Below are 18,253 nucleotides of genomic sequence, written 5' to 3'. Positions count from 1 at the left end.
GAGTGGAGTACTTCCTTCCATGAAGGCTTCTCGTATCGCCGCCGCCGCTGCCGTCGCCGGCTCGGCCGTCCTCGTCCTGTCGGCTCCCGCTTTCGCGCACGTCAGCGTGCAGCCGGAGGGCATCGCGGCCAAGGGCGGTTACGCGGTCGTGGACTTCAAGGTCCCCAACGAGCGCGACGACGCCTCGACCACCAAGATCGAGGTCAACCTCCCGGCCGACCAGCCGATCGCCTCGGTGATGCCGCAGCCGATCCCCGGCTGGAAGATCGACGTCACCAAGTCCAAGCTGGCCAAGCCGCTGACCATGCACGGCGAGAAGATCGACGAGGCCGTCACCAAGGTGACCTGGACCGCCGACGGCAAGGGCATCGCCCCCGGCTACTTCCAGAAGTTCCCCCTCTCCCTGGGCGCCCTGCCCGAGCACACCGACCAGCTGGTGTTCAAGGCGGTGCAGACGTACTCGAACAAGGAGGTCGTGCGCTGGATCGAGGTGCCGCAGAAGGGGCAGGCCGAGCCGGAGAACCCGGCGCCCGTCCTGGAGCTGACCGCCGCCTCCGGTGACGACCACCCCGGCACGACGGCCGCCGCCGACGAAACGGACGGCAGGAGCGGGAAGACGGCCGCCGCCGGGGACTCCGGCAGCGGCAGTGACACCACCGCGCGCGTGCTCGGCGTGATCGGCATCGTCGCCGGCGTCGCGGGCGTGGCCTACGGCGTCCTCGCGGGCCGCCGCCGCACCGCCTGAGCCCTTACCCAGCGCGCGCACCGGGGTCGTACGGCAGGGTCCGCCGGCCCCGGCCGAGGACCCCGTCGTCCGACCCCGGTGCGCGCCGGAATTCACCTATCTGGGACATTTTCCTATGCGCAAGAAGACGTTCGCCGCGGCCGTGACGCTCGCCGCCGCCACCCTGACCCTCTCCGCCTGCGGCACCGACGGCAACAGCGACGCGCCGGTCGCCGTCGTCTCGGGCGGGTCGGACGCGGGCAAGGCCGCCACCGTTCTCGACCAGCCGTTCAAGAAGCCGGACCTCGTCCTCACCGACACCCACGGCAGGAAGTACGACCTCCGCAAGGAGACCCAGGGCCACCCGACCCTGCTCTACTTCGGCTACACCCACTGCCCCGACATCTGCCCCACGACGATGAGCAACATCGCCGTCGCCCGGAAGACACTGCCCAAGGCCGAGCAGAACGATCTCCGGGTCGTGTTCGTCACCACCGACCCCGGCCGCGACACCCCCGTCGAGCTGGGCAAGTGGCTCAAGGGCATCGACTCCCGGTTCATCGGCCTCACCGGCGACTTCGCCGCCGTCAAGGCGGGTGCCCGCTCGGTCGGCATCGCCGTGGAGCCGACCACGAAGGACAAGAACGGCAAGCTCGTCTCGGTGCACGGCACCCAGGTCATCGCCTTCTCCCCGAAGACGGACGCCGGTTACGTCCTCTACGGCGAGGACACCACGGTCGACGACTACAGCCGGGACCTGCCCAAGCTCGTCAGGGGAGCCAACCCGTGAGGCGTCGCACGGCCGTCCTGGCCGCCGGCGCGCTCGCCGGCGCGCTGACGCTCACGGGCTGCTCCGGGTCCGGTTCCGCTTCCGGGCCGGACCGGGCCGAGCTGTCCGTCAGCTCCCCGTACATGCCCCAGCCGGTCTCCGCCGACATGGCCGCCGGCTTCCTGACGATCACCAACAAGGGCGGCGCCGAGGACCGGCTGACCTCGGTCAGCAGTGACGTCGCCGGCCAGGTCACCATGCACAGCACGGAGGGTGGCGCCATGGCGGAGAAGTCCTCCTTCGCGGTGCCCGCCCACGGCCGGCTCGTCTTCGAGAGCGGCGGCAACCATCTGATGTTCGAGAAGCTGAAGCACGCGCCGAAGCAGGGCCAGACGGTCACCGTGCGGCTCACGTTCGCCCGGTCGGGGCGCCTCACCGTCGAGATGCCGGTGGAGTCCGCCACGTACCACCCGTCGACCGGCCACTGAGGGAGGGACCACCGTGACCCGGACCATCACCCCCCGCCTGCGGTACCTGGTGCTGATGCTGCTCGCCGTCACCGGCGCGCTGCTGGCGGGCGCCGCCGGACCGGCCTCCGCGCACGCGGCACTGACCGGGAGCGACCCCGCGCAGGGGGTGGTGGCCGACAAGGCGCCCACCCAGGTGTCGCTCACCTTCTCCGAGAAGGTGGCGATGAACGACGACTCCCTGCGCGTCCTCGACCCCAGGGGCAAGCCGGTCCAGACGGGCAGCCCCGCGAACCTCAGCGGAACGACGTACGCCGTGCGGCTCAGGAGCGGCCTCGGCAAGGGCACCTACACCGTGACCTACCAGGTCGTCTCGGCGGACAGCCACCCCGTCTCCGGCGCCTACACCTTCTCCATCGGCGCGCCCTCGCAGACCGTCGTGCAGGACACAGGGCCGGCCGCGGGCGGCGGGGTCGTGGGCGCGCTGTACGTGTTCGGACGGTACGTGTCCTACGCCGGTTTCCTCGTGCTCGCCGGCGGTGCGGCCTTCGTCCTCGCCTGCTGGCAGCGCGGCGCGGGCGTACGGGCCCTGCAACGGCTGGTGGCCGGCGGCTGGGTCGCGCTGACCGCGGCCACCCTGTGGCTGCTGCTCCTGCGCGGCTCGTACACCACCTCCGGCAAGCTCGCCGACGTCTTCGACCTCGGTCTGCTCGGCCAGGTGCTCCAGACCAAGACCGGTGCCGCGCTGGTCTCCCGGCTGCTGCTGCTCGCCGCCGCCGCGCTCTTCGTCGCCGTCCTCTTCGGCACCTACACCCGGCGCGAGGAGCAACAGGAGAAGCGCGACCTGACCTTCGGGCTCGCGGTCGGCGGGGGCGTCGTCGCGGCCGGACTGGCGACCACCTGGGCGATGGCCGAGCACGCCTCCACCGGGCTCCAGCCGGGCATCGCCATGCCGGTCGACGTCGTCCATCTGCTGGCCGTCGCCGCCTGGCTGGGCGGGCTCACCGCGCTGCTGGTCGCCCTGTACCGGGCGCCCGCCGAGACCCCGGTCGGGGCCGCCGCCGTACAGCGGTTCTCCCGGGTTGCCGCCGGCTCCGTCGTCGCGCTGGTCGCCACCGGCGTCTACCAGTCCTGGCGGCAGCTCGGCTCCTGGTCGGCGTTCACCGGCACCCGGTACGGGCTACTGCTGCTGGCCAAGATCGGGCTGGTGGCGCTGCTGGTCGGTGTCGCGGTGGTCTCCCGGCGCTGGACGGCTCAGCTCAGGGACCCGGCCGTCCCTGCCGAAGGGACGGAGAGGTCCGAGGCCAGGCAACCGGTGACAGCAGCGAGGGTGAGCGGTGGCGACACCGACGCCGACACCCGGGCCTGCCGCGCGGCGGTGGGTGGGGGCAAGGGGGCCGATGACGTACCGGATTCCGGTGCCGGTTTCGGTGCCAGCGCCGGTGCCGGTGCCGGTCCCGGCAAGGGTGCCGCTTTCGGTGCCGGCGAGGATGCCGGCTCCGGCTCCCGTTCCGGTTCCGGTTCCGGTTCCGGTTCCGGTTCCGGTTCCGGTTCCGGTTCCGACGAGGATCCCGCTCCCGGTTCCGACGACGATGCCGCTCCCCGTGCCGGCGAGGATCCCGCTCCCGGTGACTCGCGGCGTGCCGACCAGCTCGCCCGGCAGCGCGCGGCCGTCGACGCCGCCCGGCGAAAGCGGCTGCGCGACGCCGACCCGCACCGCTCGGGCCTGCGCCGCTCGGTACTCGCCGAGACCGGCGTCGCCCTGGTGCTGCTCGCCGTCACCACCGCGCTGACCCAGACCGAGCCGGGCCGCACCGAACAGGAGGCCAAGGCAGCCACCTCGGCCGCGTCCGGCGCCGCCACCTCGTCCCCGTCCGGGGCGCTCACCCTGGACATGCCGTTCGACACCGGCGGCACCGACGGCAAGGGCGTCGTCAGCGTCGACCTCGACCCCGCGCGCGTGGGCGGCAACGAGATGCACGTCTACGTCCAGCGCCCCAACGGCCGGGCCTTCGACGTCCCCGAGGTGAAGATCTCCTTCACCCTCCAGGCGAAGAAGATCGGCCCGCTGCCCGTGACGCCCGACCACATCACCACCGGCCACTGGTCGGCGAGCGGGGTGCAGATCCCGATCGCCGGGGACTGGACCGTCGCCGTCACGGTCCGCACCTCCGGCATCGACCAGACGACCGTCTCCAAGCACGCGCAGATCGGCTGAACCACCATGTCCGACCAGTCCCTCCCGCAGACCCGCACGCCCGGCACGCCGGTGCCCGGGCGCGTGTCCGGTGCGCGCGGTGTCTCCCGGCGCGCCCTGCTGGGAACGGCCGGGGCCACCGGGCTCGCGCTCGGCGCGGCGGGCGGTGCCGTGGGGTACGCCGCCGCGCCCGCCCAGGCCGCTCCACTGTCCTCGGTGGGCTCCGGCCGGGCGATGTTTCACGGGAAACATCAGCCCGGCATCACCGAGGGACTCCAGGCCTGCGGCCATCTCGTCGCCTTCGACCTGGCGGCGGGCGCGGGCCGCAGGGAGGCAGCCGCCCTGCTGCGCCGCTGGTCGGCGACGGCGGAACGGCTGATGGCGGGCGAGGCCGCCCCGCACGGCGATACCGCTGTGGCCCGGGACGCGGGCCCCTCCTCGCTGACCCTCACCTTCGGCTTCGGTCACAGCTTCTTCGCGCGGACCGGCCTGGAGAAGCAGCAGCCCGGCGCCCTCGATCCGCTGCCGGACTTCTCCTCCGACCATCTCGACCGGGCGCGCAGCAACGGCGATCTGTGGGTGCAGATCGGCGCGAACGACGCCCTGGTGGCCTTCCACGCCCTGCGCGCGATCCAGAAGGACGCGGGCTCCGCCGCGCGGGTGCGCTGGCAGATGAACGGCTTCAACCGCAGCCCGGGCGCCACCGCCCACCCCATGACGGCCCGCAACCTCATGGGCCAGCTCGACGGCACCCGCAACCCCAAGCCGGCCGACACCGACTTCGAGAAGCGGATCTTCGTGCCCGCGTCGGGCGAGCCCGCGTGGATGGCGAACGGTTCCTACGCCGTCGTACGCCGCATCCGCATGCTCCTGGACGACTGGGAGGAGCTGTCGCTCACGGCGCAGGAGCAGGTCATCGGGCGCCGTAAGGCCGACGGGGCACCGTTGTCCGGGGGTGACGAGACGACGCCGATGGACCTGGAGAAGACCGACGCCCACGGCGAGTACGTCGTCCCGCTCACCGCGCACGCCCGGATCACCCGGCCCGACAAGAACGGCGGCGCGGCCATGCTCCGGCGCCCCTTCTCCTACCACGACGGCATCGGCCCGGACGGCACGCCCGACGCCGGGCTCCTCTTCATCTGCTGGCAGGCGGACCCGTTGCGCGGTTTCGTACCGGTGCAGCGCAAGCTCGACCGGGGCGACGCGCTGTCGAAGTACATCCGTCACGAGGCGAGCGGTCTGTTCGCGGTGCCGGGGGGCGCGGCCGAGGGCGAGTACGTGGGGCAACGGCTGCTGGAGGGCTGACGGGGCAACAGCCGCCGGAGGGCCGACCGCGTACGCGCATCGGCACCCGTCCGGGGGACGATCGGGGTTGAAACCACCCGGTCGAGTGGCGCCGATGAGATGGCGGGGCCGGCCGGCCGCGCGGCCATTAGGGTGAGGGCATGCCAGCGAGCTATGCCTATCTCGGCCCGGAGGGCACCTTCACGGAGGTCGCCCTGCGCACGCTTCCGGAGGCGGCCACCCGGGAACTGATCCCCTACGTGTCGGTGCAGTCCGCGCTGGACGCGGTGCGGGCCGGTGAGGCCGAGGCCGCGTTCGTGCCGATCGAGAACTCGGTCGAGGGCGGGATCACCACCACCCTGGACGAGCTGGTCGCGGGCGCGCCACTGACGATCTACCGCGAGGTGCTGCTGTCCATCACGTTCGCGCTGCTGGTCCGGCCCGGCACGAAGCTCGCGGACATCAAGACGGTCTCCGCCCACCCCGCGGCCCAGCCGCAGGTGCGCAACTGGCTGCGCGCCCACCTCCCCGAGGCGCTCTGGGAGTCGGCCGCCTCCAACGCGGACGCCGCCCGCCTGGTCCAGGAGGGCCGCTACGACGCCGCGTTCGCCGGTGAGTTCGCCGCCGCCCGGTACGGCCTGGAGGCGCTGGAGACCGGCATCCACGACGCGGAGAACGCCCAGACGCGGTTCGTGCTGGTCGGCCGCCCGGCCCGGCCCGCCGCACCGACCGGTGCCGACAAGACCTCGGTGGTGCTGTGGCAGCGGGACGACCACCCCGGTGCCCTGCGCGACCTGCTCGGCGAGTTCGCCTCGCGCGGCATCAACCTCATGCTGCTCCAGTCCCGGCCGACCGGCGCCGGCATCGGCAACTACTGCTTCTGCATCGACGCCGAGGGCCATATCGCCGACCGGCGGATGGCGGAGACACTGATGGGCCTGAAGCGCATCTGTCTCCAGGTCCGCTTCCTGGGTTCCTACCCGCGCGCGGACATCACGCCGGACGCGGTCCGTCCGACGCTGCCGGGGACGTCGGACGAGGAGTTCATGGCGGCGGCGGACTGGGTGGCGCGCTGCCAGGACGGCCGGTTCTGACCGGCCGTTCCAGCCGGTCGTACCTGCATACCAACGTTATCCACAGGAGTTATCCACAGGCACCCTTCTCGACCTGGGGACAAGTCGACAGTGGAGGACTGGTGGGTCGACAAATCGCCCTAGAACGGCCGGGCGCCGCCACCCTCCGTAGGACCACCCTTCGTTCAGCCGTTTGCTTCGATTCATCTATTAGGGCGACCGTTTTCCACCCGAACGCGGGTGTCGATGGGGTTTGACCCGGGAATTCTTCGGCCCGTCCCGGGTTTTCGGAGTGATCAATTCTGAAATCCACAGATCTTCCACACAGCCTGTGGATAACTTATCGGGGGGTGCGGATCTCTGTGGACAACCGAGCCGCCAAATCCCCTCCCCGGCAAGGAGATCCGGTCAACGCGACGGCCGGCGCGTGCCCCGCCCCAGGGAGTGGGACACTTTTCCTTGACACGTTCGGCAATTAGCTCATAACGGAACGTAAGCGACGAATCACAACACCCCGGAATAGTGATTCGTGAGCCACGACCGCGCACCGGTAGCCTTGGCCCCGTGATTGACCTTCGCCTGCTCCGTGAGGACCCCGACCGTGTGCGCGCGTCCCAGCGTGCCCGTGGAGAGGACGTCGCGCTCGTCGACGCCCTCCTCTCTGCCGACGAGCGGCGCAGGTCCTCCGGCGTCCGCTTCGACGAACTGCGTGCCGAGCAGAAGCAGCTCGGCAAGCTGATCCCCAAGGCCTCCCCCGACGAGAAGGCGGAGCTGCTCAAGCGTGCCGAGCAGCTGAAGGCCGACGTCAGGGCCGCCGACACCGAGCGCGACGCGGCCGACACCGAGACCCAGGAGCTGCTGCTCCGGCTCGGCAACCTCGTCCACCCCGACGTGCCCGTCGGCGGCGAGGAGGACTTCGTCACGCTGGAGACGCACGGCACGATCCGTGACTTCGGTGCCGAGGGCTTCGAGCCCAGGGACCACCTGGAGCTGGGCCAGCTGCTCGGCGCGATCGACGTCGAACGCGGCGCCAAGGTCTCCGGCTCCCGCTTCTACTTCCTCACCGGTGTCGGCGCCCTGCTGGAACTGGCCCTGGTGAACGCAGCGATCGCCCAGGCATCCGCGGCCGGTTTCACGCCGATGCTCACCCCGGCGCTGGTCCGCCCGCAGTCCATGGCGGGCACCGGCTTCCTCGGCCAGGCCGCCCAGGACGTCTACCACCTCGACAAGGACGACCTGTACCTGGTCGGCACCTCCGAGGTCCCGCTGGCGGCCTACCACATGGACGAGATCATCGACGCCGACAAGCTGCCGCTGCGGTACGCGGGCTTCTCGCCCTGCTTCCGCCGCGAGGCCGGCTCGCACGGCAAGGACACCCGGGGCATCTTCCGCGTGCACCAGTTCGACAAGGTCGAGATGTTCTCGTACGTCGCTCCCGAGGACTCGCAGGCCGAGCACCAGCGCCTGCTGGCCTGGGAGAAGCAGTGGCTGGAGTCGCTGGAGCTGCCGTTCCGCGTCATCGACGTCGCCTCCGGTGACCTCGGCTCCTCGGCCGCCCGCAAGTACGACTGCGAGGCGTGGATCCCGACCCAGGGCAAGTACCGCGAGCTGACCTCGACCTCGGACTGCACCGAGTTCCAGTCCCGCCGCCTGTCCATCCGGTTCCGCGACGGCAAGCAGGTGAAGCCGCTCGCCACGCTCAACGGCACGCTGTGCGCCGTCCCGCGCACGATCGTGGCGATCCTGGAGAACCACCAGCTGGCCGACGGTTCCGTCCGGGTCCCCGAGGTGCTGCGCCCCTACCTGGGCGGCCGTGAGGTACTGGAGCCGGTGTCCCGGTGACCTTCCCGTACGGGCTCATCGCCACCGACCTCGACGGCACGCTGCTGCGCTCCGACGAGTCGATCTCGCGGCGCACCCGGGACGCGCTCGCCGCGGCGAGCGCGGCGGGCGCCGCGCACATCGTCGTCACCGGCCGCGCGGTGCCCTGGACCCGGCACATCCTGGACGACCTCGGCTACGACGGCCTCGCCGTCTGCGGCCAGGGCGCCCAGGTGTACGACGCCGGCAGCCACCGCCTGCTCACCTCCGTCACCCTGGACCGGCAGCTGGCGGGCGTGGCCCTGGCCAAGATCGAGGCCGAGGTCGGCCCGCTGTACCTGGCGGCCAGCCGCGACGGCCTGGACGGCGAGGTCCTGGTGGGCCCGGGATACGCGGTCACCGGCAAGCTGCCCGCGACACCGTTCACGGACGCGTCCGACATCTGGAGCGCCCCGCTGAACAAGATCTACATACAGCATCCGACACTGGGCGACGACGAGCTGGCGGAGGTCGCCCGGCAGGCGGCCGGCGGCTTCGTCACGGTGGCCATGGCGGGGGCGGGCATCGTGGAACTGCTCCCGCTCGGCCTGTCCAAGGCCACGGGCCTGTCCCTCGCCGCCCGCCGGCTCGGCCTGAAGGCCGCCGACACGATCGCCTTCGGCGACATGCCCAACGACATCCCGATGTTCGCCTGGGCGTCCCGGGGCGTGGCCATGGCCAACGCCCATGAGGAACTGAAGGCGGTGGCCGACGAGGTGACGGCCTCGAACGAGGACGACGGCATCGCGGTCGTGCTGGAGCGTTCGCTGGCGTAGCGCTCGCGCGTCGGGCCCACGGCCCGTCACCGAGCGCGGAATGCGACGGGGGCCGCTCGCGCGGCCCCCGTACCTCTTGCTCTCTGCCCCGCGTACCTTCTACTCCTCGCCCGCCAAGGTCAGCGCCCGCAGCTTCTGCCCGGCGTACCAGGTGGCGAGCACGGTGACCGCCACCAGCAGCACGGTGGCCGTCGGCAGGCTCACCTCGGAGGTCACCAGGTCCCCGCCGGCCAGCTTGTGGGCGACGGCCAGCGACCACTGCTGGACGCTCAGCGTGCGCGCACCCGGCACCAGGGAGCCGAACAGCGCCTCCCAGACCAGGGCGTAGACGAGCCCGAAGACCACCGCGTGCCGGGAGACGGTGCCCAGCAGCAGGAACAGCGCGGAGTAGGCGATGGAGGAGATCAGCGCCGCGACCGTGTAGGCCACGGCGATCTGCTGGCCGTTGCCGTTCAGGATCAGGCCGGCGATCAGGGTCGGCACCGCCGAGAAGACCATGGTGACACCGACGGCGACGATCAGCTTCGTCAGGATGATGGTGGGCCGCTTGAGCGGCTTGGACAGCAGGTAGACGACGGAGCCGTCGTCGATCTCCGGGCCGATCGCGCCCGTCCCCGCGATGACACCGATGATCGGCACCATCGTGGCGAGCGCGAAGCCGCCGAGGACGTCCGACGCCGTCTGGTCGTCGGCTCCGGTCAGGCCGCGCACGGCCACGGAGATCACGATCAGCAGCAGCGGCAGCGCGCCGAGGATGAGGGCCCGGCGGCGGCCGAGCAGGGCACGGTAGGTGAGTCGGGCGACGGTGGGGTCATACATCATGGGCCTCCTACGCCGCGACCAGGTACGAGAAGACGGACTCCAGGGACTCGTCGGACGGCGAGACCGTGAGCAGCCGGATGCCGTGGTCCCTGGCGACCTTCGGCAGCAGGGCGGTGAAGCGGCCGAAGTCGACGGCCTGGACGCGCAGCGCGCCCTCGGCCACGTCGACCTCGATGCCGGACGTCGACGGGTCGGCGATCAGCGCGGCCGCGAGGACGCGGTCGTCGCTGGAGCGCACCAGGTAGCGGTGCGGGCGGTCGGTCATCAGACGGCGGATCCGGCGGAAGTCACCGCTGGCCGCGTGGCGTCCGGCGACGACGACCTCGATGTGCCGGGCGAGCTGCTCGACCTCCTCGAGGATGTGCGAGGAGAACAGGACCGTGCGGCCCTCGTCGCCCATCCTGCGCAGCAGCTCCATCAGCTGCATGCGCTGCCGGGGGTCCATGCCGTTGAACGGCTCGTCCAGCAGGAGCAGCGACGGGTCGTGGACGAGGGCGCTCGCCATCTTCACGCGCTGCCGCATGCCCTTGGAGTAGGTGGAGATCTTCCGGTCCTGCGCGTACTCCATCTCGACCGTGGCGAGGGCGCGCTGGGCCGCCTTGGCGCCCAGGCCGTGCAGCTCGGCGTTGGCGACGACGAACTCGCGGCCGGTGAGGAAGTCGTACATCGCCTCCCGCTCGGGGACGATGCCGATGTGCCGGTAGACGGCCTCGTTGCGCCAGACCGGCTGCCCGTCGAGGGTGACCGTGCCGGTGGACGGGGCGAGGAAGCCGCCCATCATGTTGATCAGTGTGGACTTGCCGGCGCCGTTGGGGCCGAGCAGTCCGGTGACGCCGGGGCCGATGGTCATGGTGATGTCGTTGACGGCGACGACGTTGCCGAACCAGCGGGACACGTGGTCGATGGTGAGCGTGGTCACAGTCCCACCTTCTTGTAGCGGCGGTTCAGGAGGCCGTAGCAGGCCGCGATCAGGGCCAGGACGAGGACGACGTACACGGCGCCCTCCCCGCTGGACGGGCCGACCCCGCCGGGGAAGCCGGAGCTGCCGCCGAGGAAGGCGTGCTGCACGCCGTCGATCAGTGTGACCGGCGAGAACAGGCCGATCCACGGGACGGCGCCGCCGCTGCCCTGGGCGTCGGCGATGGCCTGGAGCGTGGACACGGCGCCGTAGGAGATGGTCAGCACGGCGATCACGGCGGCGATGCCGAAGCCCCGGCGCGGGGTGAAGGCGGCGATGACCAGGCCGATGCCGGCGAAGAGCAGGGAGAGCAGGGCCACACAGACCAGTCCCTGGGCGAATTTCTCGGTCTGGTGGGCGAAGCCCATCTTGGACAGCAGCGCGCCGATGTACATCACGAGCAGCGGAGCGCCGGTGAGGACGAACAGGGCCGAGGCCAGCGCCGCGAACTTCGCGCGCACGTAGTCGGTGCTCTCGATGGGCCGCGAGAAGTACAGCGGTACGGTCTTGAAGCGCAGGTCGCGGGAGACGGCCTGGGGGGCCTGCGAGGCGACGTACAGGCTGATGACGGCCTGCATGGTGATCGCGTAGCGGGTGTAGGACACCGGCAGTTCGTGCGCCTTGGTGGCGACGGCGACGGCCACCATGATGGCGGCGGGCACGCACATCACCGCGAACAGCAGCATCGGCAGCACCTTGGACTTCACCGACCGGCCGAGGCCGTAGGCGCCGCGCAGGGACTGCGAGTACAGCGAGCGGCGGGCGTAGGCGCGGCCGAGGCGGGGGCCGTCGTAGCCGCGGTAGCCGATGTCGTGGATGCGGGACCGGTCGCCGGTGGGCGTTGCCGGGGGATGCTCAACCGCCATGGCCGACGGCCTCCTTGCGCTGTTCGTCGTTGCCGGTGAACACCTCGGAGATGTGGTGCCGGCGCTGTTCCATGCGCACCAGGCCGAGCCCGAGGTCGGCGACCACGTCCCGGACGAGGTCGTACGTCTCCTCGCCCGCGGCGGTCAGCAGCAGGATGTGTCCGGCGCCGGGCAGGCCGCCCGCCTCGGCGTGGGTGTCGACCCCGCGCGCGTGGAGCGCCTCGCGGACCGCGCGGGTGCCGTCGGGATGGCTGTCGCTGTCGGTGACCTCGATCGCGAGGGTGGTCGTGGTCTGGGTGAAGTCGGTGGTGGAGCTGGAGCGCAGGAGCTTGCCGCCGTCGACGACGACGACGTGGTCGCAGGTGCGTTCCAGCTCGCCCAGCAGGTGGGAGGTGACCAGGACGGAGATGCCGAAGTCGGTGTGGATGCGGCGGATCAGGCCGAGCATCTCGTCGCGGCCGACCGGGTCCAGGCCGTTGGTCGGTTCGTCCAGGAAGACCAGCTGCGGGTCGTGCACCAGCGCCTGGGCGAGCTTCACCCGCTGCTTCATGCCCGTCGAGTAGCCGCCGATCGGGCGGTACCGCTCCTCGTACAGGCCGACGTGGCGCAGGGTGTCGGCGGTGCGTTCGCGGGCCGCGGTGGGCGGCAGCCCGGACATGCGGGCCATGTGCACGACGAACTCGGTGGCCGAGACGTCCGGCGGCAGGCAGTCGTGCTCCGGCATGTATCCGACGCGCTCGCGGATGGTGGCGCCCTTGGTGGCCACGTCGAGGCCGAGCACCTCGGCGTGGCCCTCCGTGGCGGGGGACAGACCCAGCAGGATCTTGATCAGAGTGGACTTGCCGGCGCCGTTGGCCCCGACGAGTCCGGTCACACCGGGTCCGATGTCCACGGACAGCCGGTCGAGCGCGGTCACCCGGGGGAACCGCTTGCTCAGGCTTTCGGTCGCGATCACAGTCACGGCTCCGACAGTAGTGACCGGGACCACGCCGGTCGTCAGACTTCAGAGCCGTTTCACGTCAGACCCAGGTAGTACGGGGCCCTAGGGGAGGCCTACCCAGGGGTGGTGCGGGACGGCCGCCGAACGCCGGCGGACTCCGGGATCACCCCTATTGACGACACCTCTAACAACTGTCACATTCACCAGTGTCAAGTTACGGACGCGTACCGCGGTCGACGGACGCGTCGCCGGGGCGACGGGACGGGGCGGCATGACGACGGCAGTGAGCAACGGACTCTCCGTGGACCTGCGGGGGTTCAGAAGAGTGCAGCGCCTCGCCTACGAGTGCGCGGAGGCGGTCGCCGCACGCCTCGAGCCGGGCGTGACCGAGCGCGAGGCGGCCCGGATGCAGCGCGAGTGGCTGCGTGGGCGCGGGGTCCGGGACTGGTTCCACCTTCCCTTCGCCTGGTTCGGGGACCGCACGGCGTTCACGGGCTTCCGCGTCCCGCTCCAGTTCTTCCCGACCGGCCGCGCGCTGGAGCCGGGGATGCCGTTCATCCTGGACATGGCCCCGGTGTACGAGGGGTACACGGCGGACATCGGCTACTCGGGCTCCCTGGGCGTGAACCCCGTGCAGAACCGGCTGATGGCCGACCTCGAGGCGCACCGCGAGCTGATCCTGCGCGAGGTGCGCGAGCGGCGCCCGCTGCGGGAGATCTACGAGGACGTGGACCGGCTCATGACCCGCCAGGGCTACGCCAACCGGCACCGGGCGTACCCCTTCGGGGTGATCGCCCACAAGGTGGACCGGGTGAGACAGCGGCGCTGGTCCCCGCACCTGTTCGGGTTCGGCACCCAGTCCCTCAAGGGCCTGGCCGCCGACGCGCTGCACGGCCACCGCGAGGGCTGGTCGCCGCTGTGGTCCCCGTACCGCTTCTCGGACCACCCGCCGCGGCCGGGCCTGTGGGCGGTCGAACCCCACCTCGGCTTCCGCGGTACGGGCGCGAAGTTCGAGGAGATCCTGGTGGTGACCGACTCCCGGGACCCGGCGGAGAGCGCCTTCTGGCTGGACGACGACCTGCCGCACGTGCGGCGCTGGGCGGAGGAGAAGTGAAACCGACAGACGCGCGTGAGCGCTGGGTGCGGACCGGCGGGGTCGAGCTGTGCGTGGCCGAGCTGGGCGACCCCCAGCGGCCGACGGTCGTCCTGCTGCACGGCTACCCGGACAGCAAGGAGGTCTGGTCCCAGGTCGCGGACCGGCTCGCCGACCGCTTCCACGTGGTCCTGTACGACGTCCGGGGCCACGGCCGCTCGACGGCGCCCCGGCCGCTGCGCGGGGGCTTCACGCTCGCCAAGCTCACGGACGACTTCCTCGCCGTCGTGGACGCGGTGAGCCCGGACCGGCCGGTGCACCTCGTCGGGCACGACTGGGGCTCGGTGCAGTCCTGGGAGTTCGTCACGGTCGGCCGGACGAAGGGCCGCATCGCCTCCTTCACCTCGATCTCCGGGCCCTCCCTCGACCACTTCGGGCACTGGCTCGACGCGCGGGTGAAGCGTCCGACACCCCGCCGGGTCGGCCAGCTCCTCGGCCAGGGCGCCCGGTCCTGGTACGTCTACCTGCTGCACACCCCGCTCCTGCCGGAACTGGCCTGGCGCGGCCCGCTCGGCAGGCGCTGGCCGCGGATCCTGGAGCGGGCCGAGCGGATCTCCGACGGCGACTATCCCACCGCCTCCCTGCCCGGCGACGCGGCCCACGGCGCCTGGCTGTACCGGGACAACGTCCGCGCCCGGATGCGCAGGCCGCGCCCGGACGCGTACGCGCACGCCCCCGTGCAGCTCATCACGCCCCAGGGGGACGCGTTCCTCTCCGAGCGGCTCTACGACGACCTGGACCGGTGGGTGCCGCGGCTGACCCGCCGCACGCTCCCGGCCCGGCACTGGGTCCCGCGTACCCGCCCCGACCAGGTCTCGGCCTGGATCGCCGAATTCGTCACGTCCGTGGAAGGCGGCCGTCCCGCCCCGAAGGGCACCGGCCCCCATGCCGACCGGTTCGGCGGGCAGTTGGTGCTGATCACCGGCGCCGGCAGCGGCATCGGCCGGGCGACCGCGTTCGCCTTCGCGGAGGCCGGCGCGCGCGTGATCGCCGTCGACCGGGACGCCGACGCCGCGGCCCGCACCGCCGAACTGTCCCTGCTGGCCGGCGCACCCGACGCCTGGGCCGAGCCCACGGACGTCTCCGACGAGCAGAGCATGGAGAAACTCGCCGAGCGGGTCCACCGCGAGTACGGCGTACCGGACGTGCTGGTCAACAACGCGGGCATCGGCCTGTCCGGCTCGTTCTTCGCCACGACCGCCGACGACTGGCGCAAGGTCCTGGACGTCAACCTGTGGGGGGTGATCCACGGGTGCCGGCTCTTCGGCGCGCGCATGGCCGAGCGCGGTCAGGGCGGCCACATCGTCAACATCGCGTCCGCCGCGGCTTACCAGCCCTCCCGCGCCCTGCCGGCCTACAGCACCTCCAAGGCGGCGGTACTGATGCTCTCCGAGTGCCTGCGCGCCGAACTGGCCTCCCAGGACATCGGCGTCACGGCGGTCTGCCCCGGCTTCGTCAACACCGGCATCACCTCCACGGCCCGCTTCACCGGCGTCGACGCGGCCGAGGAACGGCGCCGCCGGCAGCGGTCCGCCCGACTGTACGGCCTGCGCAACTACCCACCGGAGAAGGTCGCCACCGCCATCCTGGACGCGGTGGCCCACAACAGGGCGGTGGCCCCCGTGACCCCGGAAGCCCGGGCCGCCCACCTGCTGTCCCGCTTCCTGCCGGGCACGCTGCGCAGGATCGCCCGGGTGGAACCGAGACTGTGAGCGGGGGCTGAGGCAGTCCCCTGACCGGCCCACCACTTGTCCACAACCTTCGTCAAATCCCCTGTGGATAAACTCACTTGGCTGTGGACCAAACCTACGGAGGAAAAAACCTGCGTGATCCACGTCTCTCCCGCACGCTGGTCCCATGAACGAACGACGCACCGTGCAGGTGTCCAGATACCTCTCCAGACACCTGCGCCACCAGCCCGAGCGCATCGGGATCACGCCGGACCCGGGCGGCTGGGTGGACATCGGCACCCTGATCGCCGCGGCCGCCGCGCACGGATTCCGGTTCACGCGGGACGAGCTGGACCACGTCGTCGCCACGAACGACAAACAGCGCTTCGTGACGGAAGGCACCAGGATCCGCGCCAGTCAGGGGCACAGCATCGAGGTCGACCTCGGCCTGCCCCCGGCCACTCCGCCGCCGCACCTCTACCACGGGACGGTTGAGCGCAGCCTGGCCGCGATCCGCGCGGAGGGCCTCAGGCCCATGGACCGGCACGACGTCCATCTCTCCGCCGACCGGGAGACCGCCACCCGGGTCGGCGCCCGCCGGGGCCGGCCCGTGGTGCTCACCGTCGACTCCGGCGCCATGCACCGCGACGGCCATGTGTTCCACCTCAGCGCCAACGGAGTCTGGCTGACGGCGGCCGTACCCCCGCGTCACCTGCGCTTCCCGGACCCGCGCTGAACACCGGCTCACGCCGGACGCTTACGCTCGGACCCATGAGTCTGCGTCTGAGCACCGTGATCCTGCCGTACCGCCGCTGGAGCGAAGGCGGCCGCGCGTCCTGGCTGCGGGCCGAACAGCTCGGCTTCCACACGGCGTACACCTACGACCACCTGTCCTGGCGCAGCTTCCGTGACGGCCCCTGGTTCGGCGCGATCCCGACGCTGACCGCGGCGGCAGCGGCCACCGACCGACTGCGCCTGGGCACACTCGTCACCTCGCCGAACTTCCGGCACCCGGTCACGCTGGCCAAGGAACTCGTCAGCCTCGACGACATCTCCGGCGGCCGGGTCACCCTGGGCATCGGCGCCGGCGGCACCGGCTTCGACGCGACCGCCCTCGGCCAGGACCCCTGGAGCCCACGGGAGCGCGCCGACCGGTTCGCCGAGTTCGTGCCCCTCCTCGACCGCCTGCTCACCGAGGACACCGTGTCGCAGGAGGGCCGGTTCTACTCGGCGCACGAGGCGCGGAACGTACCCGGCTGTGTGCAGCGCCCCCGGCTGCCGTTCGCGGTCGCGGCCACCGGCCCCCGCGGTCTGAAGCTGGCCGCGCGGTACGGCCAGGCCTGGGTGACCACCGGCGACCCGAAGCTGTACGAGACCGGCACCCCCGAGCAGTCCGTCGAAGCGCTGCGCGGGCAGCTCGGCAGGCTGTCCGAGGCCTGCGAGGCCGCCGGCCGGGACGTGGCCGGGCTGGACAAGGTCCTGCTGACCGGCTTCACCCCGGACCGCGGCCGGCCGCTCGACTCCGTGGACGCCTTCGTGGACTTCGCCGGCCGCCACCAGGCGCTGGGCTTCACCGAGATCGTGATCCACTGGCCCATCCCGGACTCCGACTTCGCCGCGGACGAGAAGGTCTTCGAGCGGATCGCCACACAAGCCCCGGCCCAGCTGGCCTGAGCCCCGCCGGGACCGGGCGGACCGGTCCCGGCCACCACGGCCGCCGGCCCCGGCAAGGGCCGCCGAGCGTCATCTGCGTCTCATCTGTGCGCACTTCCGCACGACCGTGCAGGCATATGCGCGAGAATGACCGGGTGACCTCAGCGACCAGACAGCCCGGGACCCCGTCCGCCGCCATCCGGCCGCGGCTGATCGCCACCGACCTCGACGGCACCCTGCTGCGCGACGACAAGTCGGTCTCCCCGCGGACCGTCGCCGCGCTGGCCGCCGCCGAGGCCGCCGGCATCGAGGTCTTCTTCGTCACCGGCCGGCCCGCCCGCTGGATGAGCGTGGTCAGCGACCACGTCCACGGCCACGGCCTGGCGATCTGCGGCAACGGCGCCGCCGTGGTCGACCTGCACGGCGGCCCCGGCGCCCACCGGTTCGTCAAGGTACGGGAACTGCTCCGGACGAACGCCCTGAACGCCGTACGGCTGCTGCGCGAGGCGGCACCCGGCACGGTCTTCGCGGTGGAGCAGACCTACGGCTTCCACCAGGAGCCGGACTATCCCAAGCTGCACATGGAGATCCCCGACAACCTCCGGCCCGCCGAGGAACTGCTCGCGCCCGACGGGCCGGACGCCGACCAGCCCGTCCTGAAGATCCTCGCCTACCACCCGTCGCTCGACCCGGACGCCTTCCTCACCCTGGCCCGCCTCGCCGTCGGCGGCCACGCCAACGTCACCCGCTCCAGCCCCAGCGCCCTGCTGGAACTGAGCGGCCCCGACGTCTCCAAGGCCAGCACCCTCGCCCTGTGCTGCGCCGAGCGCGGCATCTCGCACGAGGAGGTCGTGGCCTTCGGGGACATGCCCAACGACGTAGAGATGCTCACCTGGGCCGGCCAGTCGTTCGCGATGGGCAACGCCCACCCGGACGTCATCGCCGCCGCGTCGGGCCGTACGGTCGCCAACAACGACGACGGGGTCGCCGTGGTGATCGAGAACCTGCTCACGGACCACACCCCGTAACGCTCCCCGA

The 18,253-nt window shown here is 71.8% G+C and carries 17 protein-coding genes; 13 read left to right on the top strand and 4 right to left on the bottom strand.

Annotated features, from left to right (window positions below):
• Positions 1 to 19 precede the first annotated feature (19 nt).
• The 8 genes from ABZ117_RS10275 (at position 20) to ABZ117_RS10240 (ending at position 9,153) form a co-directional block, all read left to right on the top strand.
• A complete protein-coding gene (locus tag ABZ117_RS10275) occupies positions 20 to 745 on the top strand; it encodes a YcnI family protein (protein WP_356819203.1) in 726 nt (241 codons plus the stop codon).
• 115 nt (positions 746 to 860) lie between these two features.
• Entirely contained in the window at positions 861 to 1,514 is a 654-nt protein-coding gene (locus ABZ117_RS10270; RefSeq protein ID WP_356819201.1) for an SCO family protein, read from the top strand.
• Positions 1,511 to 1,981, top strand: a complete 471-nt coding sequence (locus ABZ117_RS10265; RefSeq protein WP_356819199.1) for a copper chaperone PCu(A)C — start codon at positions 1,511 to 1,513, stop codon at positions 1,979 to 1,981. The genes ABZ117_RS10270 and ABZ117_RS10265 overlap by 4 nt, the downstream gene beginning before the upstream one ends.
• Before the next feature lie 13 nt (positions 1,982 to 1,994).
• Positions 1,995 to 4,178 (top strand): copper resistance protein CopC, encoded by a 2,184-nt coding sequence (locus ABZ117_RS10260; RefSeq protein ID WP_356819197.1) that lies wholly within the window; start codon positions 1,995 to 1,997, stop codon positions 4,176 to 4,178.
• A gap of 6 nt (positions 4,179 to 4,184) precedes the next feature.
• Complete coding sequence (efeB, locus tag ABZ117_RS10255) at positions 4,185 to 5,465, top strand: iron uptake transporter deferrochelatase/peroxidase subunit (RefSeq protein WP_356819195.1); 1,281 nt, start codon at positions 4,185 to 4,187, stop codon at positions 5,463 to 5,465.
• 140 nt (positions 5,466 to 5,605) lie between these two features.
• Positions 5,606 to 6,538, top strand: a complete 933-nt coding sequence (pheA, locus tag ABZ117_RS10250) for a prephenate dehydratase (RefSeq protein ID WP_356819193.1) — start codon at positions 5,606 to 5,608, stop codon at positions 6,536 to 6,538.
• A 543-nt stretch (positions 6,539 to 7,081) separates the two neighbouring features.
• Entirely contained in the window at positions 7,082 to 8,359 is a 1,278-nt protein-coding gene (gene serS, locus ABZ117_RS10245) for a serine--tRNA ligase (RefSeq protein ID WP_356819191.1), read from the top strand.
• Complete coding sequence (locus ABZ117_RS10240; RefSeq protein WP_356819189.1) at positions 8,356 to 9,153, top strand: Cof-type HAD-IIB family hydrolase; 798 nt, start codon at positions 8,356 to 8,358, stop codon at positions 9,151 to 9,153. The genes serS and ABZ117_RS10240 overlap by 4 nt, the downstream gene beginning before the upstream one ends.
• A gap of 99 nt (positions 9,154 to 9,252) precedes the next feature.
• On the opposite strand, the gene ABZ117_RS10235 is transcribed toward ABZ117_RS10240, so the two are convergent.
• From ABZ117_RS10235 to ABZ117_RS10220, 4 genes are read right to left on the bottom strand one after another with little or no spacing between them, the layout of a single operon-like run.
• A complete protein-coding gene (locus ABZ117_RS10235) occupies positions 9,253 to 9,972 on the bottom strand; it encodes an ABC transporter permease (RefSeq protein WP_356819386.1) in 720 nt (239 codons plus the stop codon).
• Between the two features lie 10 nt (positions 9,973 to 9,982).
• Positions 9,983 to 10,894 carry an ABC transporter ATP-binding protein gene (locus tag ABZ117_RS10230; protein WP_356819188.1) on the bottom strand — a complete coding sequence of 304 codons (912 nt, stop codon included), beginning with the start codon at positions 10,892 to 10,894 and terminating at the stop codon, positions 9,983 to 9,985.
• Positions 10,891 to 11,799 carry an ABC transporter permease gene (locus tag ABZ117_RS10225; RefSeq protein ID WP_356819186.1) on the bottom strand — a complete coding sequence of 303 codons (909 nt, stop codon included), beginning with the start codon at positions 11,797 to 11,799 and terminating at the stop codon, positions 10,891 to 10,893. Before ABZ117_RS10225 ends, ABZ117_RS10230 begins: the two co-directional genes overlap by 4 nt.
• A complete protein-coding gene (locus ABZ117_RS10220) occupies positions 11,789 to 12,754 on the bottom strand; it encodes an ABC transporter ATP-binding protein (RefSeq protein ID WP_356819384.1) in 966 nt (321 codons plus the stop codon). The genes ABZ117_RS10225 and ABZ117_RS10220 overlap by 11 nt, the downstream gene beginning before the upstream one ends.
• A 256-nt stretch (positions 12,755 to 13,010) precedes the next feature.
• Here ABZ117_RS10220 and ABZ117_RS10215 point away from each other — a divergent pair, with 256 nt between their 5' ends.
• From ABZ117_RS10215 to ABZ117_RS10195, 5 genes are all read left to right on the top strand, one after another.
• Positions 13,011 to 13,853, top strand: coding sequence for a M24 family metallopeptidase (locus ABZ117_RS10215; RefSeq protein ID WP_356819184.1), 843 nt, complete (start codon positions 13,011 to 13,013; stop codon positions 13,851 to 13,853).
• Positions 13,850 to 15,604: an SDR family oxidoreductase gene (locus ABZ117_RS10210; protein WP_356819182.1), complete on the top strand. Its 1,755-nt coding sequence runs from the start codon at positions 13,850 to 13,852 to the stop codon at positions 15,602 to 15,604. The genes ABZ117_RS10215 and ABZ117_RS10210 overlap by 4 nt, the downstream gene beginning before the upstream one ends.
• 145 nt (positions 15,605 to 15,749) lie before the next feature.
• Positions 15,750 to 16,298: an RNA 2'-phosphotransferase gene (locus tag ABZ117_RS10205; protein WP_356819180.1), complete on the top strand. Its 549-nt coding sequence runs from the start codon at positions 15,750 to 15,752 to the stop codon at positions 16,296 to 16,298.
• 35 nt (positions 16,299 to 16,333) lie between these two features.
• Positions 16,334 to 17,236, top strand: a complete 903-nt coding sequence (locus ABZ117_RS10200; protein WP_356819178.1) for an LLM class flavin-dependent oxidoreductase — start codon at positions 16,334 to 16,336, stop codon at positions 17,234 to 17,236.
• A gap of 116 nt (positions 17,237 to 17,352) precedes the next feature.
• Positions 17,353 to 18,243 (top strand): HAD-IIB family hydrolase, encoded by an 891-nt coding sequence (locus ABZ117_RS10195; RefSeq protein ID WP_356819177.1) that lies wholly within the window; start codon positions 17,353 to 17,355, stop codon positions 18,241 to 18,243.
• Positions 18,244 to 18,253 lie beyond the last annotated feature (10 nt).

It is taken from the genome of Streptomyces sp. NPDC006309 (genome assembly GCF_040613095.1).
Classification (GTDB): Bacteria; Actinomycetota; Actinomycetes; order Streptomycetales; family Streptomycetaceae; genus Streptomyces.
Note: the sequence above shows the minus strand (reverse complement) of the source record. Positions and strands in the feature narration are given on the sequence as shown.